Consider the following 21,380-nt stretch of genomic DNA (forward strand, 5'->3'; position numbering starts at 1 on the left):
ATGGCAAGTATTAGAAATTTAAAGAAGGATGTCAACTATGTTTTTGGTGATATCATAGATGCAGTTTTGCATTGGGAATATGCAACAGACAATACCGAATCACAAAAAGGTTCAGAGCTCATCAAAGAAATTATAAGTACTTATGACGGAGTAATGGATAAAATTTCTGATAAGAAAGTGGAGAATAGAGCAGTTCACTTAAAGCAAGTTAGAAAAGAGTTTGAACAAAAAGCGGGTGAGTTTATTGTAAAGTTAAATCAATTGTAATTTTTTTTCGAAAAGATTTGCAGATTTAAAAAAAAGTTTTACCTTTGCAACCGCAAAATCGCCGATATAGCTCAGTTGGCCAGAGCACGTGATTTGTAATCTCGGGGTCGTGGGTTCGAATCCCTCTATCGGCTCAGAACGAGGCTATCCATAAAAGGGTAGCCTTTTTCGTTTTTATGATATACTTCAGTTCATTAAACATATTTTATCACGATGACAAACATTCAGTACATTCAAAATCAAAATGCAACTTTACAAGCTAACCAAATTCAAAATACTTTGCAACTACTTGCGGAAGGGTGTACCATTCCTTTTATTGCTCGTTATCGAAAGGATAAAACTCAGAATTTGGATGAACTGAGTATTGAGCAAATTGCTAAATCACAAACTGATTATGAGAATATTATCAAACGAAAGGAAACTATCCTTAGTGCCATTGAGCAACAAGGCAGACTTACGGATGAACTCAAAAATAAAATAGCTAGTTGTTTTGTTATCACCGAATTAGAAGATTTGTACTTACCTTATAAGAAACGGAAGAAAACACGAGCTGATTTAGCAAAAGAGAAAGGATTAGAACCCTTGGCTAAAATTATTATGTCTCAACGGGTGAGTGATTTACAACATGCGGCTTCAAAATATATTACTAAAGATGTTTCCGATGAAAAAGAGGCTTTACAAGGAGCATCTGATATTATAGCCGAGTGGATTAGCGAACATATTTTTATTCGAAAGACTTTACGGCGTATGTTCCAACGTAAATCTACCATCGTTTCACAAGTCATTAAAACTAAGGAAGACGAGCAAGAGGCTCAAAAGTTCAATATGTATTTCGACTGGCAAGAGAATTTGATGAAAGCACCTTCGCACCGATTGTTGGCAATACTTCGGGCTGAAAACGAGGGAATCATACGATTGAAAGTAGAAATAGATACTGAAGAAGCTCTCGAATTTATAGAAAAAACAATTATTAATTCCAAGGGAGAAGTGGCTGATTTTCTCAAAGATACTATCACTGACAGTTACAAAAGATTATTAGCTCCTTCCATTGCCAATGAAACATTACAAGAGGCTAAAGAACAGGCGGATGCAAAAGCAATCAGTATTTTTGCTGAAAATTTAAAGCAATTGTTATTAGCTTCTCCTTTGGGTGAAAAACGTATTTTAGCCATAGATCCAGGATTTAGAACCGGATGTAAAGTTGTTTGTTTAGACGAGAAAGGTGATTTGCTTTATAACGAAACTATTTTCCCGCATCCGCCTCAAAAGGAGTTACACATTGCAAGTAAGAAAATTAAGTCATTAGTTAATTCTTATAAAATAGAAGCTATTGCCATCGGTAACGGAACGGCTTCTCGCGAAACAGAATTGTTCATCAAACAAATAGGGTTCGACCGACCTGTACAAGTGTTTGTTGTGAATGAAGCAGGAGCATCGGTATATTCCGCATCTAAAATTGCACGAGAAGAATTCCCGAATTATGATGTTACAGTACGAGGAGCGGTTTCTATCGGAAGACGTTTAGCCGACCCTTTGGCGGAATTAGTGAAAATTGAACCCAAGGCAATCGGAGTAGGGCAGTATCAACACGATGTTAACCAAAGTAAGCTTAAAGAAGAATTGGACAATGTGGTTGTTCGTTGTGTGAACTCTGTAGGTGTAAACCTCAATACAGCAGGAAAGGCGTTGTTGTCTTATATTTCTGGAGTAGGAGAGAAGATGGCAGAAAACATAGTTACCTATCGTTCTGAAAATGGAACCTTTACTCAGCGTAAAGATTTATTGAAAGTCCCTCGATTAGGGGAAAAGGTTTATCAACAAGCAGTAGCTTTTTTACGAATCCATGAAGGTAAAAATCCGTTGGATAATTCTGCCGTTCATCCTGAAGCCTATCCCATAGTAGAAAAAATGGCGACAGACTTGGGACTTTCTTCCGAAAAATTAATCGGAAATAAGGAGGCTATTGCCAAGATTGATATACAAAAATACATTACCGAAGAAATTGGAGTTATTTATTTGAAAGATATACTCAAAGAACTGGAAAAACCTGGTATAGATCCTCGAAAATCAGCAAAAATATTTGAATTCGACCCGAATGTAAAGTCTTTTAATGATGTTAAGGTAGGAATGATTCTCCCTGGGATAGTCAACAATATTACTGCATTCGGTTGCTTTGTAGATATAGGTATTAAAGAAAGTGGATTGATTCATATTTCCCAACTTAAGGATGGGTACGTTTCAGATGTAAACGAGGTGGTTAAAATGCATCAGCATCTTTCGGTAAAAGTAGTTGAAGTAGATGAACAGCGTAAACGCATAGGATTGAGTTTAATTTTTTAGATTTTCAATTTACTCCATTTAAATTATTGATAATTAATATAAAACTCAAAATTCACCCCGTTTGAGAAAGTAATCCATACTACCAGAAATAGTCAATCACAATAAAGTTAAAGTGCAAGATACAGAAAGGACTATAACAGGATGTCTATCCGAAAAATACTGTCATTGTCCAGGTAGAGCTTATTTTGAGTTTGATTAATGATCAGTAAATTTGTTCTCAAAATACTTTTGTTACACGGGTAAAATCCAAACTTATTTTGTAACTAAATGACATTTAGGGATTTTTAGGTACAAAAATGTTTCATAACGTATCGTTTTTTTTATTATTTAAAAACCTGAGACGATTCTTTCTAATTAATTTTTAAGAGCTTTTTTATACGTCGAACTCATCTCGACTTTCTCTTTTGTTTAAATTTTCTGAGTCCTAAGACGATAAATGCAAGGTAATTGAAACCTATCCAACTACTTACGGTAGTATCAAAACGATTTAAAACCGAACGAAAACTATCCATCCAAGCGTTGCTTCTTTCAATGGCGTAACGCTCTTTATAGAGTTTTTTATCGAAATAATGTTCCGTTTCAGAGGGTGATTTTTGGTTTCTTTTGTTTTCACAAATATTGGCTATGATACCTTCTGAGGCGGTTATTTTCCGAAGATTTTCACTGTCAAAACCTGCATCAAAATTCACAAATAAACCCTCTGTGGAGATTTCAGCTTTTTTCAAAACGGATGTAATTTCTTGAAAATGAGTCTCTATATTATACAAGTCGTGATGTTCTCCGGATATAGGCTGAGACATTGCTAACATCAAACCTTGCCTGTCGGACAAGAACAAACTATTCGTTGTTTTTGCTTTTTTACGAGCTTGATAACCGACTTCTTCGCCGCCTTTTTTTGCGGGTGTTTGGCTACCGTCAAAATCGCAACTTGAACAATCTATTTTCGATTTGTTTTTCTTCAAAATTTCTACCCAACAAGTCTGCCAAGCACCTTCTTCACACCATTTTCGGTAATGCCCAAACACGGTTTTATAGCTCGGAACTACCTCTGAAAACAATTGTTCCATTGGTAAAAGTGCCCATTGAATACCTGTTTTCAATTTGTATAAAATACAGTTAATTATCTCACTAATAGGTGATTTTGGTTTAAACCCTCTTTTTCTTTTAGGTAAATGTGGGATAATTTCTTCTACTATCGTATCTTTGTCCAGTACTACAAACAAGGTCTTAGGTTTTTATGTTTCACACCACAAAAATCATAATTCCTTGTTTGTTTTCAAAAAGTCAAGATAGGTTCGTCAATTTTTTTTATCTTTGCATTCACTGAAAGATAACTATTTAACAAAAACTACTATGTTGAATGTCCATGATTTATCTGTCTCATTTCAAGGAGAATATTTATTTGAAGAGGTAGCTTTTATGCTCAATGCAGGTGACCGCGTAGGGCTTATAGGCAAGAACGGTGCAGGAAAATCTACTCTATTGAAATTATTAGCCAAAGAGATGAAGCCTGATTCGGGGATTATTGCAACAGACAGAGATGTTAATATTGGTTTTCTAAAACAAGATATTGATTTTGAAGAAGGTAGGACGATTTTAGAAGAAGCCTACCAAGCCTTTGATGAAATCAAGGAACTTGAACTGCGAATGGATGAAATTCATCGCGAAATGGGAAGCAGGACAGATTATGAAAGCCAAAGTTACCACGATTTGGTGGATACGCTCAGCGAAATAACGCACCGCTATGACATCATTGGAGGATATAATTACCAAGGAGAAACGGAAAAAGTACTCATTGGATTAGGATTTCAACGAGCTGATTTTCAGAAGAAAACAGACACTTTTTCAGGAGGATGGCGTATGCGTATCGAACTCGCAAAGCTATTACTTCAAAATAATGATATTTTACTACTTGATGAGCCTACCAACCACTTGGACATAGAATCGATTATTTGGTTGGAGCAATTCCTGACCTCATACACAGGAGCAGTAGTCATTGTCTCGCACGATAAAATGTTTCTTGATAACGTAACGAACAGAACCATAGAGATTTCTGTTGGAAAGATTTACGATTATCCGAAGCCTTATTCTCAATTTTTAGAACTTCGCCAAGAAATCAGAGAACAGCAACTTGCATCACAAAAAAATCAAGAAAAGAAAATACAACAGACTGAAAAACTGATTGAAAAATTTCGAGCAAAAGCTACTAAGGCCTCTATGGCTCAGTCACTTATAAAAAAATTAGACAAAATTGAACGCATCGAAGTTGATCAGGAAGATAATTCCGTGATGAACATTCGGTTTCCAATGTCCGTAACCCCAGGTAAAGTAGTTCTGGAAGTTCAGGATGTATCCAAAAGCTATGGTGACAAACAAGTGTTACAACATATTGATTTACTGATAGAAAGAGGAAGTAAAATTGCATTTGTAGGGCAAAATGGGCAAGGAAAAACAACCTTAGCAAAGATGATTGTCAGCGAAATACCTTTTGAAGGAAATATCAAATTGGGACATAATGTACAGTTAGGGTATTTTGCTCAGAATCAGTCTTCTTATTTAGATGGTGAGATGACCATTCTCGATACAATGTTTCATGCAGCTAATGATTCTAATAGGATGAAAATCAGAGATATATTAGGGTCATTTTTATTTCGCGGTGATGATGTAGAAAAAAAAGTAAAAGTACTTTCAGGAGGTGAACGCAACCGATTGGCATTGGCGAAAATGTTACTTTCAGATTTTAATGTACTGGTAATGGATGAACCAACTAACCATTTGGATATCAAATCAAAAAATGTACTAAAACAAGCCCTGCAAAACTTTGAAGGGACGCTCATCATAGTTTCACACGACCGTGACTTTTTGCAAGGATTGACCGACAAAGTGTATGAATTTAAGAATAAAAAAATAAAAGAATATTTAGGAGATATTGATTTTTACTTAGAACAACGGGCTGTTAGTAATTTTCGAGAGATTGAACAAAGTAAGGAGAATACACCAATTGAAAAACCGAATGCTCAAGTCAAAATATCATTCGAGCAACAAAAACAGCAGAAAACACTACAAAATAAACTCAACAAAATCGAAAATGCAATTACTGAACTTGAAAATGAGCTAAAAGCAATGACAAATCAAATGGGAGAATCCTTGCAGAGTCAAGAATTTTATGCTCTTTACGAATCAAAAAAAGCCGATTTGGATCAATTGATGTTTGATTGGGAGGTTTTACAGGAGCAGTTAGGGTAGGGGAATGCAAATCCAAATTGACAGATTTATTAAGAAGCAAATAACTGTTGAATGTTTTTAAAATCATAAATAAAAATTGAAATGGCATTATTGGAACAAAAAATAAAAGAAGCCAAAACTGGTAATCAAAAGGCGTTCAGTTACTTACTGGATGTTTTCTGGTCTGAGGTCTATGCATTTCAGTTGAAACGAACCGATAATGAAAACGATGCCGAAGACATTACCATACAAGCATTTTCAAAGGCATTCGATCGCATTGAAACTTATGATGAAAACCTTTCATTCAAAACCTGGTTGATTGCTATTTCAAAGAACATACATGTGGATATGATTCGTAGTCGCCAAAATAGTACTCGAAATACGACTTCCTCGGAGGATAATGAGGCCAAAACTATCGCAGACGAATCACCAACCATTGAAGACCAACTAATCACAGAACAAAGTCTCAATCATTTACTAACAACCATAAAGCAATTAAAAGAACCTTATAGAACAGTGATTCAACTGCGATATTTGAATGAAAAATCTTATAAAGAAATAGCTAAAATAATGAATATTTCATTGAGCAATGTAAAAGTTACTTTGCTGAGAGCTAAAAAGATACTTGCAGAATTATTAAAAAATAACTTTTCATAGTGTTTCACCGTTGTGTATTTGCTATGAAATACATATATTTGCTTTTCACAGATCAAAAATGGAAATGAATTTATTACCGTATCACTATGTTTCCGTATTTCAAGAGAATGTTAAAAAATACGGTTCAAAAAAAGCTTTAGGAAGCAAGCCTGATCAAAATTGGACAACCATTTCATGGCAAAATTTTGGAGAATTAACCGAAAAAGTGGCAAATGCTTTGCTTTCTTTCCAAATAAAACCACAAGAAACCATTGGGATTTTTGCACAAAATATGCCTCAATGGACAATTACAGATATTGGAGCTTTGTTTATCAGAGCTGTCCCCGTTCCTATTTATGCTACAAATACTTCAGAACAAGCTCTTTATGTTATAAATCACGCTGAAATAAAGATACTCTTCGTAGGAGATCAGGAACAATACGACAAAGTCCTACAGGTTGCCGATAAGTGTCCTTCATTGCAAAAAATTGTAGTTTTCAAAGAAAATGTTGCGTTGAAAGAATCTAAATTTTCAATGTCATGGCAAGATTTTTTAGCTTTAGGAGCAGAGAAAAAATATCAGGAAGAGCTTCAAAAACGTATTGATGATAAAAAATTAAGTGATTTATTTACAATTATATACACTTCTGGAACAACTGGAGAACCCAAAGGAGTAATGCTTGACTACGAAAATTTGGCTTATCAATTAATTGGACATGATAACAAATTAAAACTCTCCAACAACGATGAATCGTTGGCTTTTTTGCCTCTGTCTCATGTGTTTGAAAGAGCGTGGACATACTATTGTTTGTATAAAGGTGCGACAGTTTATTATTTAGAAAATACCAATAACATTAAAACTGCCCTCATAGAGGTTAAACCTACTGTAATGTGTGCTGTTCCAAGGTTTTATGAAAAAATATTTGCCACAGTTCACGATATGGTAGCAAAATCATCGTTCATCAAACGTGGAATTTTCGCCTTTGCAGTGAAAAGTGGTCGGAAAATGTTCGAAACCAAACAACGCAATCAAAAACCTTCGTGGATTCTACAAAAATCGGTGCAACTATCAGAAAAGTTAGTTTTTGCTAAATTTAAAAAATCCTTAGGAGGACGTATCCGTTTCATGCCTTGCGGTGGAGCAAACTTAGAACCTAGCATCGGTCGGTTTTTCCATTCTATCGGCATTAATGTCAAGTTGGGTTACGGAATGACGGAAACCTTAGCTACGGTTTCGTGTTGGGATGACTCCAGTTTCAATTTCAAATCGGTAGGAAGTTTAATGCCAAATACTGAGGTGAAAATCGGAGAAAACAACGAAATTTTGGTTAAAGGAGGCATGGTGATGCGTGGTTACTATAAAAATCCAGAAGAAACTGAAAAAGCCTTTACCTCAGATGGATTTTTAAAAACGGGCGATGCAGGAAATTTGGATGCTGAAAATAATGTTTTCATCACTGATCGCATCAAGGAATTGATGAAAACTTCTAATGGGAAATATATTGCTCCCCAACATATTGAAGGAAAAATCGGTAAGTACAATCTTATTGACCAAATTGCTATCATTGCAGACGGTAAAAAATTCGTTTCTGCATTGATTGTACCTAATTTTGAGATACTTACGCAGATGATTGAAGATCTGAATGTTAAGTATAAAAATACTTCTGAATTAATTAAAAATGTACAAGTACTTGATTTTATAAATAGACAAATCCAGCGTTTTCAAAAAGATTTACCTGATTATGAACAAATAAAGAAGTTTACATTGCTTCCAAACTCTTTTTCGATTGAAAAAAATGAAATTACACCTACGTTGAAACTCAAACGCAAAGTAATTTATGTGAATTACCAACGTGAGATTGAAGCTATGTATAAATAATATTTTATTCATATAAAATAAAGGCTGTCCGATAAGTTTCAGACAGCCTTTGTTTGTTTTTCCTTTATATTTTTATGCAAAAGAAGACAGTAAAAATATAGGAGTATCCCATAATCTGTGTAAGTTGAAAAGTTATTCTGAAATTTTTTGAGCCCTTAAAAGCTCAAAAAAAATTTCGGAAATAACTTTTTAACTATTTTTGACCCATAATTTAAACAGATATGATTAACAAGGAAGAATTGCTCAACAGCAAAGAATTTTACAAGTCATTTAAGACTGCTGAGGACTTGACAGGTTTCTTTAAAGAGCTCCACAAAAAAGCGGTGGAACATATGCTCAATGCCGAACTCGACGTTCACTTGGACAACGAAAAACACGACAAAACTAAAGATGGAAATTATCGTAACGGACACACTTCCAAGAAGATAAAAACTTCCTTTGGCGAAGAACAAATCCAAGTTCCTAGGGATAGAGACGGTAGTTTTAACCCAATGTTAGTCCCTAAACGCAAGAACGTTATCGATGGTTTGGAAAACATCATCGTATCGTTCTATGCCAAAGGAATGAGCGTGAGCGACATCGAAGAACAAATCCAAGAAATGTACGGCTTTGAAGTATCAACTTCCACAATATCAAGGATTACCAATGCGGTTACCAATGAAATGGTCGCTTGGCAGAACCGCCCGTTGGACGAGCTGTATCTGATTGTTTGGATGGACGGCATCGTTTTTAAAGTTCGTGAGAACTCAAAAGTTGTCAACAAAACCATTTACCTTGCTGTGGGCTTGAATCGAGAGGGAAAAAAGGAAGTTTTAGGAATGTGGCTCGGAAAGAATGAAAGTTCCGCCTTTTGGATGAGCGTTCTCACTGATTTAAAGGCTCGTGGAGTGGAAGATATTCTCATTACTGCCACCGATAATTTAAACGGATTTACGCAAACCATTCGCACGGTTTTTCCCCAATCACAAACGCAAATATGTGTGGTACATCAGATTAGGAATGCTTGTAAGTATGTGGTTTACAAAGACAGAAAAGAATTTACAGCCGATATGAAACACATTTATACTGCCCCTAACAAGGAAGCTGCCAAGGTTGCTTTGGAGGATTTTGCCCAAAAATGGGAGTCAAAATACGGCTATGCTATCAAATCTTGGTATGACAATTGGGACGAATTGACCGTATTTTTCGATTTTCCGTTAGAGAGGGAGTATCCCATAATCTGTGTAAGTTAAAAAGTTATTCTGAAATTTTTTGAGCCCTTAAAAGCTCAAAAAAAATTTCGGAAATAACTTTTTAACTATTTTTGACCCATAATTTAAACAGATATGATTAACAAGGAAGAATTGCTCAACAGCAAAGAATTTTACAAGTCATTTAAGACTGCTGAGGACTTGACAGGTTTCTTTAAAGAACTCCACAAAAAAGCGGTGGAACATATGCTCAATGCCGAACTCGACGTTCACTTGGACAACGAAAAACACGACAAAACTAAAGATGGAAATTATCGTAACGGACACACTTCCAAGAAGATAAAAACTTCCTTTGGCGAAGAACAAATCCAAGTTCCTAGGGATAGAGACGGTAGTTTTAACCCAATGTTAGTCCCTAAACGCAAGAACGTTATCGATGGTTTGGAAAACATCATCGTATCGTTCTATGCCAAAGGAATGAGCGTGAGCGACATCGAAGAACAAATCCAAGAAATGTACGGCTTTGAAGTATCAACTTCCACAATATCAAGGATTACCAATGCGGTTACCAATGAAATGGTCGCTTGGCAGAACCGCCCGTTGGACGAGCTGTATCTGATTGTTTGGATGGACGGCATCGTTTTTAAAGTTCGTGAGAACTCAAAAGTTGTCAACAAAACCATTTACCTTGCTGTGGGCTTGAATCGAGAGGGAAAAAAGGAAGTTTTAGGAATGTGGCTCGGAAAGAATGAAAGTTCCGCCTTTTGGATGAGCGTTCTCACTGATTTAAAGGCTCGTGGAGTGGAAGATATTCTCATTACTGCCACCGATAATTTAAACGGATTTACGCAAACCATTCGCACGGTTTTTCCCCAATCACAAACGCAAATATGTGTGGTTCATCAGATTAGGAATGCTTGTAAGTATGTGGTTTACAAAGATAGAAAAGAATTTACAGCCGATATGAAACACATCTATACTGCCCCTAACAAGGAAGCTGCCAAGGTTGCTTTGGAAGATTTTGCCCAAAAATGGGAGTCAAAATACGGCTATGCTATCAAATCTTGGTATGACAATTGGGACGAATTGACCGTATTTTTCGATTTTCCGTTAGAGATAAGAAAAATTATTTACACAACCAATCTTATTGAGAATCTGAATGGTAAGATTCGGAAATACACCAAAAACAAGCTGTCTTTCCCAACAGACGAAGCTGTGCAAAAGTCCGTTTTCTTGGCTTTGAGAGAAGCTACCAAAAAGTGGAGTATGCCTATCCAAAATTGGGGGATTGTCTTAAACCAATTTATGCTTATATTTGCACAAAGACTCAAACTATAAAAACTTAACCCCAACTTTTTAACTTACACACTTAGAGGGATAGTGTCGTTAGAGATAAGAAAAATTATTTACACAACCAATCTTATTGAGAATCTGAATGGTAAGATTCGGAAATACACCAAAAACAAGCTGTCTTTCCCAACAGACGAAGCTGTGCAAAAGTCCGTTTTCTTGGCTTTGAGAGAAGCTACCAAAAAGTGGAGTATGCCTATCCAAAATTGGGGGATTGTCTTAAACCAATTTATGCTTATATTTGCACAAAGACTCAAACTATAAAAACTTAACCCCAACTTTTTAACTTACACACTTAGAGGGATAGTGTCGCATCTTGAAAAATTGCTACATTTCCCTTTCTTTTAAAACTTTCAAACATCGGATTGGAAAGAAGCAAAATGTAACCTCCATAAGTTTCATTTTCTTCCCCTTTATAGTAATCAAAACGAAAAGATACTTGCCAATTTTCACTTTGGTTTATATAATAAGCGATGTAATAATTAGCATTTTTCCCGTTATCAAAAAGAAGCTCTACATTCTGATGTTCTTTATAATAACTGGTTTTTAATGTGTAATTTTCTTCTCCCTTGATATTGCGAGTTTCTGTTTTTTGGATACCATCTTTATCGTCAATTACCAAAAATAAGGAGCTTGGGTTAATTTGTGCCTGCATAAAATTTACATAAGCACAGAAAATTAATATTATTATTGTTTTCATTCCAAAGCTGTCGGTCTAATAAATAGCTGTACTTCATAACAAGGAATATAATCCTTCTCTAAATCTTCTTCTTTAATGATAAAAATATTATATCGTTTTTCGGTTTGATATTCTTTGTCATAGTAATTGTAAAACCTATCTTCATAATGAGGTGAGCGTTCTAACACTTGACTTGAAAATTCATCAAATTGCATTTTGATCCATTTTTCTTCCTCTTGTTTTACATAGATTACGCTATTTTTCTTTTCGAATTCTTTAAACATAGTTTGTGGCATAAGTAAAACAAATCTTGCGGGATAGTCAAAGAAATCTTTTGAAAAGTACATAAACGAAACACTCCAAAAAGGTGAGTTGGGACAGTTTATCCCATATGTTTTTTGTGTGATATTTTTCCCAATAACCTTTTCATAGAAGTTTGGATTATCATTATTTATTACAAAAAACAGACTATTTGAGTTAATCTGTGCTTGTGCAAAATTTACACAAGCACAGAAAATTAAAGTTATTAAAGTTTTCATTGTTAGAAATGTCTAAGAGTTATTGCCTTTCAGGAAAAAGTTCTTTTGCCCACATAATTTTTTCTTGTAGGCCATTTTCTTCCCATTGTTCAGGAGTGAGTTTTATATAAATATGATTTTTACTTGTATATTTAGGAACAAACTTAAAGTAAAAATCATACGAACCTCCCACGATGCCTTTTCCTTCAATATACGCAAAGCGGTCAATACCACGATGTTCGTTGTAATAATCACTGACTTGCCACCTATCAAAAGTCCAAAAACGATATATTTTTTCATTTCCGTGATTTTCAATTTGAGAAAGATAAATATTTCGCAAATGATGAGGGATAAAAAAACTTTCTTTGTCCTTTCCCTCCATAAAATCAATACGTTTGATAGGGTTTTGCCCCAAATTAAGAATGTAATTCTTAATTTGTGAAACATTTATATAACTCTTAAATTCAACAACATAAAACCATTCAAATAATGAAAATTTTGCTACATAATATTTCTCATTTTCCTTTTTTACCAATGAAAATTTATTGAACTCTTTGGATTCTAACATATAATCACTCGCCTCATAAGGACTAATTATGTTTATGATTCTTCGGGTTATTTTTTCAGGAGAAATAACATTATTTTTGATTTCTTGCCATTGTATTTCTTTCCATTTGGGTTGATTATTATATAAATTTGGCAAAACAGAAATTAATAAAATGATTTCTCCTCGTAAAATATTATACATTTCCACTTCTGTATGGACTCCGTAGAGTTTATTTGTGTTAAGTGTATATTTATTTACTTGATATTTTGAAGCAAGGCTATCTAACAAAACATAATTTTTCTCGGATTGTGAAAACCCGAGAAAAGAACATAAAAATAGTATGATTAAAAGTTTTGTTTTCATTGTTAGAAATGTCTAAGAGTTATTGCCTTTCAGGAAAAAGTTCTTTTGCCCACATTATATCGTATCTGACAACTCGCTTGAAACCATCTTCTGTTCGGTCGAAATAAAAATCATACGAACCTCCTACAATTCCTTTGCCTTCAATATATGCAAATCGGTCAATACCTCGATGGTAATTATAGTTTTCTTATCAGTAATTCCATTATTGCGATGTTTATTTTGTTTTTCAAAATCTTTATTCCAGTCGTCGAGTGTCCAAAAGAGATAAACTTTTTCGTTATTTTTTTGTTTTACTTCTGAAAGATATATTGCTCGAAACTCTTCTTTTATCCACGAATACCCGTAAGTATCACTTTCCATAGGAAATTTATTACTTACTTGGCTAAGATATGTTTTCTTAACATCGCTGTAAGTCATTATTTTGTCTTTAAGGTTAAGAATATTACTTCCAGAAATTTTCAGAGAAGTTTCAGTGTCAATTACTTTGAATTTTTCTATAAGAACGTTTTTTGCTACAAAAAATTTATTTCCAATTTTTTTTACTAACCTATATTTATTGAACATTTTAAGTTCATTGTTGTTTAATATAGCTTCTTGTATTTTTTTTGCAGGTAATATTTCATTTTCTATAAGCAAGTATGAAATTTCTTCCCAATTTTCGCCCGTTTCTAAATCAGGAAGTACACTAAAAAGGAAAAGACCTTGATAATGGTCAAGATTATATAGCTCAATTTGAGCTTTAATTCCATACATTTTTTCAGTATCAAGAGTATATTTTCTTACACTGTTGGGTATTATATCGTTTAAGAGTATAAATCTTTTCTCGGATTGTGAAAACCCGAGAAAAGAACATAAAAATAGTGTGATTAAAAGTTTTGTTTTCATTGTTACAAATCTAAAAGTTATTGACTTTCAGGAAAAAGTTCTTTTGCCCACATCATTTTGTTTTCTGTATCATTTTTGTCCCACACTTTACGAAGCAAATAAGAGGGGTCGTTACTTACAGCTATTTTACCTCCTGTTTTTAATGAAAAATAATAGGGATAACGCCCTGCAACAATTCCTTTTCCTTTAATATATGCTAAGTTGCCAATTCCTCCATACGTATTAAAAATCCAAAAGAAATATACTTGTTCGTTATTTATCAGTTGAACATCATATAGATATACACTTTCTAAATAACTCGGAATTCCAAAACCATTTTCAAATAAAAATACTTTATCAGGAAATTGCTGTTTATATTTAGCATATAGCTGCTCTTTTATAATAGGTTTTGCTCCCAAATTAAGAACATTTTTTCCGGATATGTGAATATCTTCGTCCGAAAAATTAACAATTTTAAACAATTGCAAATTTGTGAGTCTTGCCCTAAAAATTTGATCGCCAATTTTTTTAACTAAAAAGTATTTATTAGATAAATTATTGTTAACTTCCAATTTATCAATCAAATATCGATAGGAAACAAAATTTTCTTCCTGCAATTCACTTTTTTGAACTTCTATCCAATCATAGCCATCTTTTAAATCGGGTAAAATTGTAATAAGTAATAAATCTTCGCCTCTTTCTATGTTGTAAACTTCAAAAGTTCTCTCTATTCCAAAAGAAGATAAACTAAAATTGTACTCTTTAACATCGTATTTTGAGTTTAGCTCTTCCAACGAAATATATTTTTGGGCAACAACTATATGGCTAGATATAAGACTAAAAAAAATAAGAATTTGCGTTTTCATAATTAGTTACAAAAAACAGACTATTTGAGTTAATCTGTGCTTGTGTAAAACTTACACAAGCACAGAAAATTAGTGTTAGAATTAGTTTCATTTTAATCACAATATTCTACAATTGTACTTATTAAAACATCCACTTCGTAGCAAGGAATGTAATCTTTTTCTAAATCGGAGGTAAACACTATAAACACATTGCTTCGATATACTCCTTTCGCATACGAAGTTCTCTTGTCATAATACTCATATTTTCTGTAAAATGGTCCGATGGTATTAAGGTCTATTTTTGACCATAATGTTTCCAAATAGTTTGCATAATATCTCTCTCTTGCGATTTCTTCAAACCGTTCCTTTGGAAGCATTAAAATAAAATTATTGATTGTGCCTCCGTTTGCATAATGATTAAAACTAAATGAAATTTGCCAATTTTTAGGTTCGTTTACGTAAAAATATTCGTAAATCTTACTAACTTCGCCATTCTCATAAATTAAATCTATTTCTTGATGCTCTTTGTAATGAGTTATTTTCTTAATATGAAACTTGGTGCCTTCATCATTTGATCTGATTTTTCTACTTTCTGTTTTTTGCGCACCGTCTTTATTGTCAATGATGATAAAAAGATGGTTTGTAGCTATTTGGGCAAATGACTTGAAAGCGAACAAAAATAGTGCTATAATTAACTTGTTTCTCATTATTTGTAGTTTTAGTTTTTCTGTGCTTGTGCAAAACTTGCACAAGCACAGAAAATGAATGATAGAATTTTAATCTATTATTGCGTAAATGGGGGATACTTGTATAAATATATTTTCCTTTATCAAAAAGATAGAAGCATAATTTTCAAGATATAAATCTAATTTCCAATGGTCTATTTTGAATTCGCTCTTTTGTTCATTTGTATATGTTAAAGCTTCAGCATCTTTCAATAAAGCTTCAAAACATTTAATTTTTTTGGGTTTTAATCCTTTTATGTGTCTTTTTTCTTCAAAGGCAACCCACTCTGAACCTTGATTATTATCTTTTAAAGTAAACCAAATTTTTTCAGATTCATATTCTATTTTTTGCATAAATTTTGAGTTGTAAGCTATGAAAAGTGTATCCCGTTCTTGTTGAGAATACATAATTGTACTCATACAAAAGAATAAAAAAAAGATCTTTTTCATATCATAATTATTTTGTAGTTTTAGTTACAATTCTTTGATAGCATACTTGCACGAGCCTCGTAGAATTTTATTTTCTCTTTTTCGTCATCGCTTAACTCTTCATAGGCTTTTACTCCGTGCTCTTTTAAACCTATCCAAGCTAACGCTTCATAGAGTTTGTCTGATACTTTTTCACCCATATGTTTTTCGTAATTTGTAATGTCATCAGGAAAAAAATCTTGATGAAATTTCTTAAGAGCATCACTCATTACCTTAACGTAGTGTTTTGCCATATATTCGTGTTGTTTTTCTTTTGAAAATTTCTTGGTGTATTCATCATAAGTTTCTCTAAAGCTTTTTATTTCAGGTAAATTTTCATCATCTTTAGTTTTTAATTTTCTAAAAATGTCTGCGTGAATATATTCGTGAAAAATTGTTTTTGCTAATTCTAAAGCAGGAGCACCTGTTGCGAATGTTTCACTTATACGAATATTAATTGTTTTACCATCACGCCAAGTTATTCCTTTTGAACTACGTTCAATACCTTTTGAGTCTCTAACACGGGGTTCAGATTTAATCACAATATCAAATTCAGTACCATTTCCTTCAAATTTACTAAAAATTTCTTTTACATAGTCGTTGTTGCCATTGCGTAGTTTGTCGTGTAGGCATTTAATTTTTTCGTTGGTTATTTGGTCTATGATTTCGTCAATGATATAACCATCATCTTCAATCTCAGTGGCTCCGCCATCTGCTCTCTCTCGCTTGATGTTAACCACAACGGCAGGAGCAGAAGGTGTTCCGCCACCTCCTCCCAAATAGTCATCAGCAATATGGTCTATTTGTTCCATTGGAGGTGTCCAACCGTAATCAATTTCATTATAACACTTCGTAACGGTTCTATATTCATTATGGGCTCTTGCACTTCCTGATAAGGCACATCGGTCATCTCCAACAAAGTGTTTCCCCGAGTTACAAGAATATGAAATAATCAAATTGATGTCATAACAGACTCTGTTAAATGTCATACGCGTTAAATTTTCATGTACGGAAGATGGTTCTTCCATTTTTAGTAGAGCATCTAAATCAGTGTGATAACCTGTACGGATAATAGTCCCGTCAAAACGTTGGTTTTTCACTCCTTTAGTAAGGTTGTCCATATACCGATCCGAATACTGATAGCGTATCAAATAGGCTCGAAGCGTGTCATTTACTTGCTCTACAACCAAATTTTCAACCACATTTTTGGGTAAATTCTCACGGTGTGTTAAAAACGAATAACTGGTGTATTTTCCGTTTTTGATTTTCATAATCTGTTCTTCATCTAAATAAACACCGCTGTTGTTTCCTTTAGAAAATATCGATTTACTTCCTTTTTTGCTAATAAATTCGAACACACTACCATTGTGTTTTGCTAATTTGTTCAAGTCATAGGTGTGTACGTGCTTGTCTTCACTATGAAAGTGTACTTCATTTTTGTGAATCTCTTGTAAAGGTTCTTGTTCCATTTCCTCTCGCTGACAACCTCATTAAAAAAGCACCATAAATTAGGCTACTACTAATTAAAATTTTTCTTCTCATGATTTTGATTTTTTAGAATTTATTGTCGCAAATCTATAAAATAAAAAGGTAATTAAACAAATAAAATCGAAATATTTTATTGTTTTTTACTTTCGAAGTGTTGTTTTTAAAGGAGATTTAAACAGTAAATCTAATTGTAAATATTATTTACATCAAATTGAAATATCTGTAATTCGCAACAAGATATTTGTAGTAAACAAAAAATCCCTATCAAAATTACTTGACAGAGATTTTTGTAACTTTTTATTAATAAGTATGTTACAATCAGTGTATGTTCAATGATACCAAACGATTATTTTCTTTTTTTTCTTTTAAAGGCATTATCAAAGGCTTGTGCTGCTTTTTGTCCTCTGCCTCTGTCTTTTCTTCGAGATGAAGAACGACCTTCGGATTTAGAATCTCGATCTCTTCGTTTTGAGTCCCCTCGGTTTCTGCCTTTAAATTCTCCTTTACCTCTTGAATCGCGCCCATTTCTACCGCTACCTCGCTCTTCTTTTTTAGAAATTTCAACGTTTACGAAACGTCCATCTAATTGAAAATCATTAAATGTACTGGTCACTAAATCAACCAATTCAGCATCCGTATTAAAGAAAGAGAAGCTGTTCTTTACGTCTACTTTAAAAACATCGTCACGGTCTAAATTTAAGGTTGCTTTTAAGAAGTCCTTTAAAGTTTTCCAATCGTAACCATCTCTTTCACCAATGTTTATGAAATAACGTACCTCGCCATTATCGGAATTTCCTTTTTCTTTTCCGTTAGACGCATTCAAATCTTCAGCGTTTTTGTAGTAATTGAAGAAACGGCTAAACTCTACCGCCACCATTCGTTTAATAATTTCTTCTCTATCTAAACCTTGTAAAACATCGTAAATAGCTGGTAAGTAGTCCTCTATGGCAGTTTCTACTGTACTATTTTTGATGTTGTTTGCCAGATGATAGAGCTGAATTTCACAAATTTCAATGCCACTGGGGAGTGGTTTTTGTTCAAAGGGTTGTTGAATAATTTTCTCTATGGATTTTATCTTTTTCACCTCACTTTTAGGGATGATAACCATAGAAACTCCCGATTTTCCTGCACGACCTGTACGTCCACTTCGGTGGGTATAGGTTTCAGTTTCATCAGGAAGTTGGTAGTGAATCACATGTGTGATATCATCAACATCAATCCCTCGAGCAGCAACGTCAGTTGCTACTAACATTTGTATTTGTCTGGCTCTGAATGATTTCATAACCAAATCGCGTTGATTTTGACTTAAATCGCCATGCAATGCAGCTGCATTATACCCATCTTCGATTAATTTTTCAGCAACTGCTTGAGTATCTTTTTTTGTACGACAGAAAACCACTGAAAATATGTCCGGATTTGCATCTGCCAAACGTTTCAAAGCTTGGTAGCGATGGCGTCCATTGACCATATAGTATTCGTGACGGATATTATTCGACGCCTGATTCCGAGAACCTACGGTAACCTCAAAAGGTTTATACATAAACTGACGTGCAATTTTAGCTACTTCGTTCGGCATAGTTGCTGAAAAAAGCCACGTATTTTTTGTGTCAGGCGTATGTGATAGGATACTGGTGATGTCCTCATAGAAGCCCATGTTAAGCATTTCATCAGCTTCGTCTAAAACGCAAATATCTATATTTGAAATATTTACAAAACCTCTTCGAATCATATCCTGCATACGACCAGGCGTAGCTACAATAATTTGAGCCCCTTTTCTAATGCTTTTCGTTTGTTCTTCGATACTTGCTCCTCCATAAATGGCAACTACATGAATATTAGGCATGTACTTGGAATACAATTTCAATTCAGAAGTAATTTGTAAACACAATTCTCTGGTAGGAGAAAGGATAAGAGCTTGTGTTTCTTTAGTTTCAGCGTCAATTTTTTGTAAAAGAGGAAAACCAAAAGCCGCTGTTTTCCCTGTTCCGGTTTGAGCCAACGCAACCATATCAACATCTTCGGACAACAGGGTGGGGATGGCTTTTTCTTGAATTTCGGAAGGTTTTTCAAAGCCCATATCAGTAATGGCTTTGAGGATGGACTCGTTCAGTCCTAACTGTTTAAATGAATTCATATGTTTTATTCTACGGGGCAAAGGTAGTAATTAATTGAGAATTGACAATTTAGAATTATTATTTTTTTACTGATGTCCCCATTTTTAACAATATATTTTCATTTTCAGTATATGCTTATTCTTTTTCCAAGTATATCAAAGTCCGTACATGTCTACCAAATAAATCAAACTGGTAATAGCAGCAGCTCCTAATGACAATTCTCGTTTGTTAACGGCATCAAAAACGTCGGTTTCGGAGTGATGGTGGTCAAAATAACGCTGAGAATCAGGGACTAATCCCGCTAATACATTATTTTCAGTCTGTAAAGGGCTGATGTCTAATCCCGGATATCCTTTTCTAAATAAGTGTATATAATATGGAGTAAATAATTTTTCCCACATCTTTATCTTCTCTATTTTTTGGGCTTCACCACGCAAATTAAATCCACGAGGAGAAAATCCACCCGCATCTGTCTCTAAAGCAAAGATTTGATTTTCTCTATTTTTTTTGCTTTCTTCAGCATATTTTTGACCACCTCTCGCACCATTTTCTTCATTAGCGAAAAGAACAATGCGAATAGTGCGTTTTGGTTTGTAATTCAATGATTTAAAGATACGAATTACTTCTAAACTTTGAGCAACACCAGCTCCATCATCATGGGCTCCATGTCCAACATCCCATGAATCAAGGTGAGCTCCAAAGGTAATAATTTCATCGGGATAGAGGCTTCCTTTGATTTCCCCAATTACGTTGTAAGATTGTACATCGTCGAATGTTTTACAATTCTGTTTGAAATAAAATTCCAATTTTGGATTTAAGATAAGCAGTGTACTTAATAAATCGGCTCCTTTGGTGCTGATTGCTGCGGCAGGAATGTGTCTGCTTTTTGGCAAGTCTTCATATGACATTACTCCTGTGTGAGGATGGTCGTCAATTTTATGAGATAATGATCTTACAATCACAGCGATGGCTCCTTTGTTTACTGCAATTCTTGCTCCTGAGTAACGCTGTGATCCACAGGCACTGTACGAATCAAATGCGTCAATATATTCATTAGGTAAAGCTCCATTTAGGAATACAATTTTTCCTATAACACTGTTAATATCTGCTTTTTCTAAGTCTTCCAAACTTTTAAATTCAACGACTTGTCCCTTGATTCCCGAAGCAGGTGTTGCAACCGAGCCTCCCAGTGCTAAAATGGGAACCGGAGTAATTTTATTTTTAGCAGTTTGGATATAGGCATATTCAGGCAAACCACGTACCCAATGAGGAACCATCACGGGTTGTAGCTTAACATCAGTGTTCAATTCCTCAAGTTCGGTTTTCAAAAATTCAATCATTTTTTTCTCACCATGTGACCCCGACAGACGATGTCCTATCTGATAGCATATATGGTGCAACCAATCGTATGCCTTGCCCTTTGTTAAAGTTTCGGTGTGGATTGAACGCAACATAATTGAATCCTTCTCAAAAGTTTGTGCGTTTGAAGTAAAGAAAGCAACGCAACAGATTACAGTGATTATATTTTTCATAAACGTTTCTTTGATTTCGTAATATTTTCTATTCCATTTAGTTAATACCATTCCACTTGAAATTTTAACCACTAAAATATCCAAGTTCTACTCGCAAATATAGAATAATATTTTGTCACATAAAAATATTTTTTTAACATCTGCATAAACTATCCGAAATTTTGAATAAAAGAAGAACCTGAGAATTTCGTACGTTTATCAAGCTCTATTTTTTCAAAATATAGACACTTCAAGCGAAACTAAATACAAAATAAACCAGTAATCGGACAAATTTTAGCTTTCGTCTCATTACAGATTTTAAATATATAAATATTTAATTATGAACGGTATAGGTTGAATTATCCTATCAG

The 21,380-nt window shown here is 34.1% G+C and carries 18 protein-coding genes, 1 tRNA gene and 1 pseudogene; 9 read left to right on the plus strand and 11 right to left on the minus strand.

Annotation, left to right across the window (positions count from 1 at the left end; genetic code table 11):
* The 3 genes from CGC52_RS10855 to CGC52_RS10865 all read left to right on the plus strand — a co-directional run bounded on the left by CGC52_RS10855 (position 1) and on the right by CGC52_RS10865 (position 2,607).
* Positions 1-267 carry a hypothetical protein gene (locus tag CGC52_RS10855; RefSeq protein WP_042009014.1) on the plus strand — a complete coding sequence of 89 codons (267 nt, stop codon included), beginning with the start codon at positions 1-3 and terminating at the stop codon, positions 265-267.
* Positions 268-327: 60 nt separating this feature from the next.
* Positions 328-401: transfer RNA gene (locus CGC52_RS10860), tRNA-Thr, on the plus strand.
* Positions 402-480: 79 nt separating this feature from the next.
* Complete coding sequence (locus CGC52_RS10865; RefSeq protein WP_095894368.1) at positions 481-2,607, plus strand: Tex family protein; 2,127 nt, start codon at positions 481-483, stop codon at positions 2,605-2,607.
* 386 nt (positions 2,608-2,993) lie between these two features.
* Here CGC52_RS10865 and CGC52_RS10870 read toward each other — a convergent pair whose 3' ends face one another.
* The gene (locus CGC52_RS10870; protein WP_095894369.1) at positions 2,994-3,830 is read right to left on the minus strand and encodes an IS5 family transposase; all 837 of its coding nucleotides are present in this window, start codon (positions 3,828-3,830) and stop codon (positions 2,994-2,996) included.
* Between the two features lie 130 nt (positions 3,831-3,960).
* Here CGC52_RS10870 and abc-f point away from each other — a divergent pair, with 130 nt between their 5' ends.
* The 6 genes and pseudogenes from abc-f to CGC52_RS10900 all read left to right on the plus strand — a co-directional run.
* Positions 3,961-5,853, plus strand: coding sequence for a ribosomal protection-like ABC-F family protein (abc-f, locus tag CGC52_RS10875; RefSeq protein ID WP_042345141.1), 1,893 nt, complete (start codon positions 3,961-3,963; stop codon positions 5,851-5,853).
* Between the two features lie 81 nt (positions 5,854-5,934).
* A complete protein-coding gene (locus CGC52_RS10880; protein WP_042345139.1) occupies positions 5,935-6,489 on the plus strand; it encodes an RNA polymerase sigma factor in 555 nt (184 codons plus the stop codon).
* Positions 6,490-6,553: 64 nt separating this feature from the next.
* Positions 6,554-8,347 carry a long-chain fatty acid--CoA ligase gene (locus CGC52_RS10885; RefSeq protein WP_095894525.1) on the plus strand — a complete coding sequence of 598 codons (1,794 nt, stop codon included), beginning with the start codon at positions 6,554-6,556 and terminating at the stop codon, positions 8,345-8,347.
* Positions 8,348-8,568: 221 nt separating this feature from the next.
* Positions 8,569-9,579, plus strand: a complete 1,011-nt coding sequence (locus CGC52_RS10890) for an IS256 family transposase (RefSeq protein ID WP_232751816.1) — start codon at positions 8,569-8,571, stop codon at positions 9,577-9,579.
* Positions 9,580-9,672: 93 nt separating this feature from the next.
* Positions 9,673-10,875, plus strand: a complete 1,203-nt coding sequence (locus tag CGC52_RS10895) for an IS256 family transposase (protein ID WP_095893597.1) — start codon at positions 9,673-9,675, stop codon at positions 10,873-10,875.
* Between the two features lie 48 nt (positions 10,876-10,923).
* A pseudogene (locus tag CGC52_RS10900) lies at positions 10,924-11,151 on the plus strand (transposase); the annotation flags it as partial.
* 31 nt (positions 11,152-11,182) lie between these two features.
* Here the strand turns inward: CGC52_RS10900 and CGC52_RS10905 are convergent.
* The 10 genes from CGC52_RS10905 to CGC52_RS10950 form a co-directional block, all read right to left on the minus strand.
* On the minus strand, positions 11,183-11,542 hold the full coding sequence (locus CGC52_RS10905; protein ID WP_095894371.1) for a hypothetical protein: 360 nt from the start codon (positions 11,540-11,542) through the stop codon (positions 11,183-11,185).
* A 41-nt stretch (positions 11,543-11,583) separates the two neighbouring features.
* A complete protein-coding gene (locus CGC52_RS10910; RefSeq protein WP_042345184.1) occupies positions 11,584-12,105 on the minus strand; it encodes a hypothetical protein in 522 nt (173 codons plus the stop codon).
* Between the two features lie 19 nt (positions 12,106-12,124).
* The gene (locus CGC52_RS10915; RefSeq protein WP_095894372.1) at positions 12,125-12,994 is read right to left on the minus strand and encodes a hypothetical protein; all 870 of its coding nucleotides are present in this window, start codon (positions 12,992-12,994) and stop codon (positions 12,125-12,127) included.
* Between the two features lie 123 nt (positions 12,995-13,117).
* Positions 13,118-13,747, minus strand: a complete 630-nt coding sequence (locus tag CGC52_RS10920) for a hypothetical protein (RefSeq protein ID WP_157909141.1) — start codon at positions 13,745-13,747, stop codon at positions 13,118-13,120.
* A 149-nt stretch (positions 13,748-13,896) separates the two neighbouring features.
* The gene (locus tag CGC52_RS10925) at positions 13,897-14,724 is read right to left on the minus strand and encodes a hypothetical protein (RefSeq protein ID WP_095894374.1); all 828 of its coding nucleotides are present in this window, start codon (positions 14,722-14,724) and stop codon (positions 13,897-13,899) included.
* A 92-nt stretch (positions 14,725-14,816) separates the two neighbouring features.
* A complete protein-coding gene (locus CGC52_RS10930) occupies positions 14,817-15,410 on the minus strand; it encodes a hypothetical protein (RefSeq protein WP_095894375.1) in 594 nt (197 codons plus the stop codon).
* A gap of 69 nt (positions 15,411-15,479) precedes the next feature.
* Positions 15,480-15,878: a hypothetical protein gene (locus CGC52_RS10935; protein WP_156131333.1), complete on the minus strand. Its 399-nt coding sequence runs from the start codon at positions 15,876-15,878 to the stop codon at positions 15,480-15,482.
* A 20-nt stretch (positions 15,879-15,898) separates the two neighbouring features.
* A complete protein-coding gene (locus CGC52_RS10940; protein ID WP_095894376.1) occupies positions 15,899-17,365 on the minus strand; it encodes a hypothetical protein in 1,467 nt (488 codons plus the stop codon).
* 365 nt (positions 17,366-17,730) lie between these two features.
* Entirely contained in the window at positions 17,731-19,518 is a 1,788-nt protein-coding gene (locus tag CGC52_RS10945) for a DEAD/DEAH box helicase (protein WP_095894377.1), read from the minus strand.
* 135 nt (positions 19,519-19,653) lie between these two features.
* Positions 19,654-21,030 carry a M20/M25/M40 family metallo-hydrolase gene (locus CGC52_RS10950; protein ID WP_095894526.1) on the minus strand — a complete coding sequence of 459 codons (1,377 nt, stop codon included), beginning with the start codon at positions 21,028-21,030 and terminating at the stop codon, positions 19,654-19,656.
* Between the last annotated feature and the right edge of the window lie 350 nt (positions 21,031-21,380).

It is taken from the genome of Capnocytophaga sp. H2931 (genome assembly GCF_002302535.1).
Lineage (GTDB): Bacteria > Bacteroidota > Bacteroidia > Flavobacteriales > Flavobacteriaceae > Capnocytophaga > Capnocytophaga canis.

Bases quoted from the DNA above. Each gene is read 5' to 3' on its own strand.
- CGC52_RS10855 (WP_042009014.1), top strand. From the start codon at position 1: ATGGCAAGTATTAGAAATTTAAAGAAGGATGTCAACTATGTTTTTGGT.
- CGC52_RS10865 (WP_095894368.1), top strand. From the start codon at position 481: ATGACAAACATTCAGTACATTCAAAATCAAAATGCAACTTTACAAGCT.
- abc-f (WP_042345141.1), top strand. From the start codon at position 3,961: ATGTTGAATGTCCATGATTTATCTGTCTCATTTCAAGGAGAATATTTA.
- CGC52_RS10880 (WP_042345139.1), top strand. From the start codon at position 5,935: ATGGCATTATTGGAACAAAAAATAAAAGAAGCCAAAACTGGTAATCAA.
- CGC52_RS10885 (WP_095894525.1), top strand. From the start codon at position 6,554: ATGAATTTATTACCGTATCACTATGTTTCCGTATTTCAAGAGAATGTT.
- CGC52_RS10890 (WP_232751816.1), top strand. From the start codon at position 8,569: ATGATTAACAAGGAAGAATTGCTCAACAGCAAAGAATTTTACAAGTCA.
- CGC52_RS10895 (WP_095893597.1), top strand. From the start codon at position 9,673: ATGATTAACAAGGAAGAATTGCTCAACAGCAAAGAATTTTACAAGTCA.
- CGC52_RS10905 (WP_095894371.1), bottom strand. From the start codon at position 11,542: ATGCAGGCACAAATTAACCCAAGCTCCTTATTTTTGGTAATTGACGAT.
- CGC52_RS10910 (WP_042345184.1), bottom strand. From the start codon at position 12,105: ATGAAAACTTTAATAACTTTAATTTTCTGTGCTTGTGTAAATTTTGCA.
- CGC52_RS10915 (WP_095894372.1), bottom strand. From the start codon at position 12,994: ATGAAAACAAAACTTTTAATCATACTATTTTTATGTTCTTTTCTCGGG.
- CGC52_RS10920 (WP_157909141.1), bottom strand. From the start codon at position 13,747: ATGTATGGAATTAAAGCTCAAATTGAGCTATATAATCTTGACCATTAT.
- CGC52_RS10925 (WP_095894374.1), bottom strand. From the start codon at position 14,724: ATGAAAACGCAAATTCTTATTTTTTTTAGTCTTATATCTAGCCATATA.
- CGC52_RS10930 (WP_095894375.1), bottom strand. From the start codon at position 15,410: ATGAGAAACAAGTTAATTATAGCACTATTTTTGTTCGCTTTCAAGTCA.
- CGC52_RS10935 (WP_156131333.1), bottom strand. From the start codon at position 15,878: ATGAAAAAGATCTTTTTTTTATTCTTTTGTATGAGTACAATTATGTAT.
- CGC52_RS10940 (WP_095894376.1), bottom strand. From the start codon at position 17,365: ATGGAACAAGAACCTTTACAAGAGATTCACAAAAATGAAGTACACTTT.
- CGC52_RS10945 (WP_095894377.1), bottom strand. From the start codon at position 19,518: ATGAATTCATTTAAACAGTTAGGACTGAACGAGTCCATCCTCAAAGCC.
- CGC52_RS10950 (WP_095894526.1), bottom strand. From the start codon at position 21,030: ATGAAAAATATAATCACTGTAATCTGTTGCGTTGCTTTCTTTACTTCA.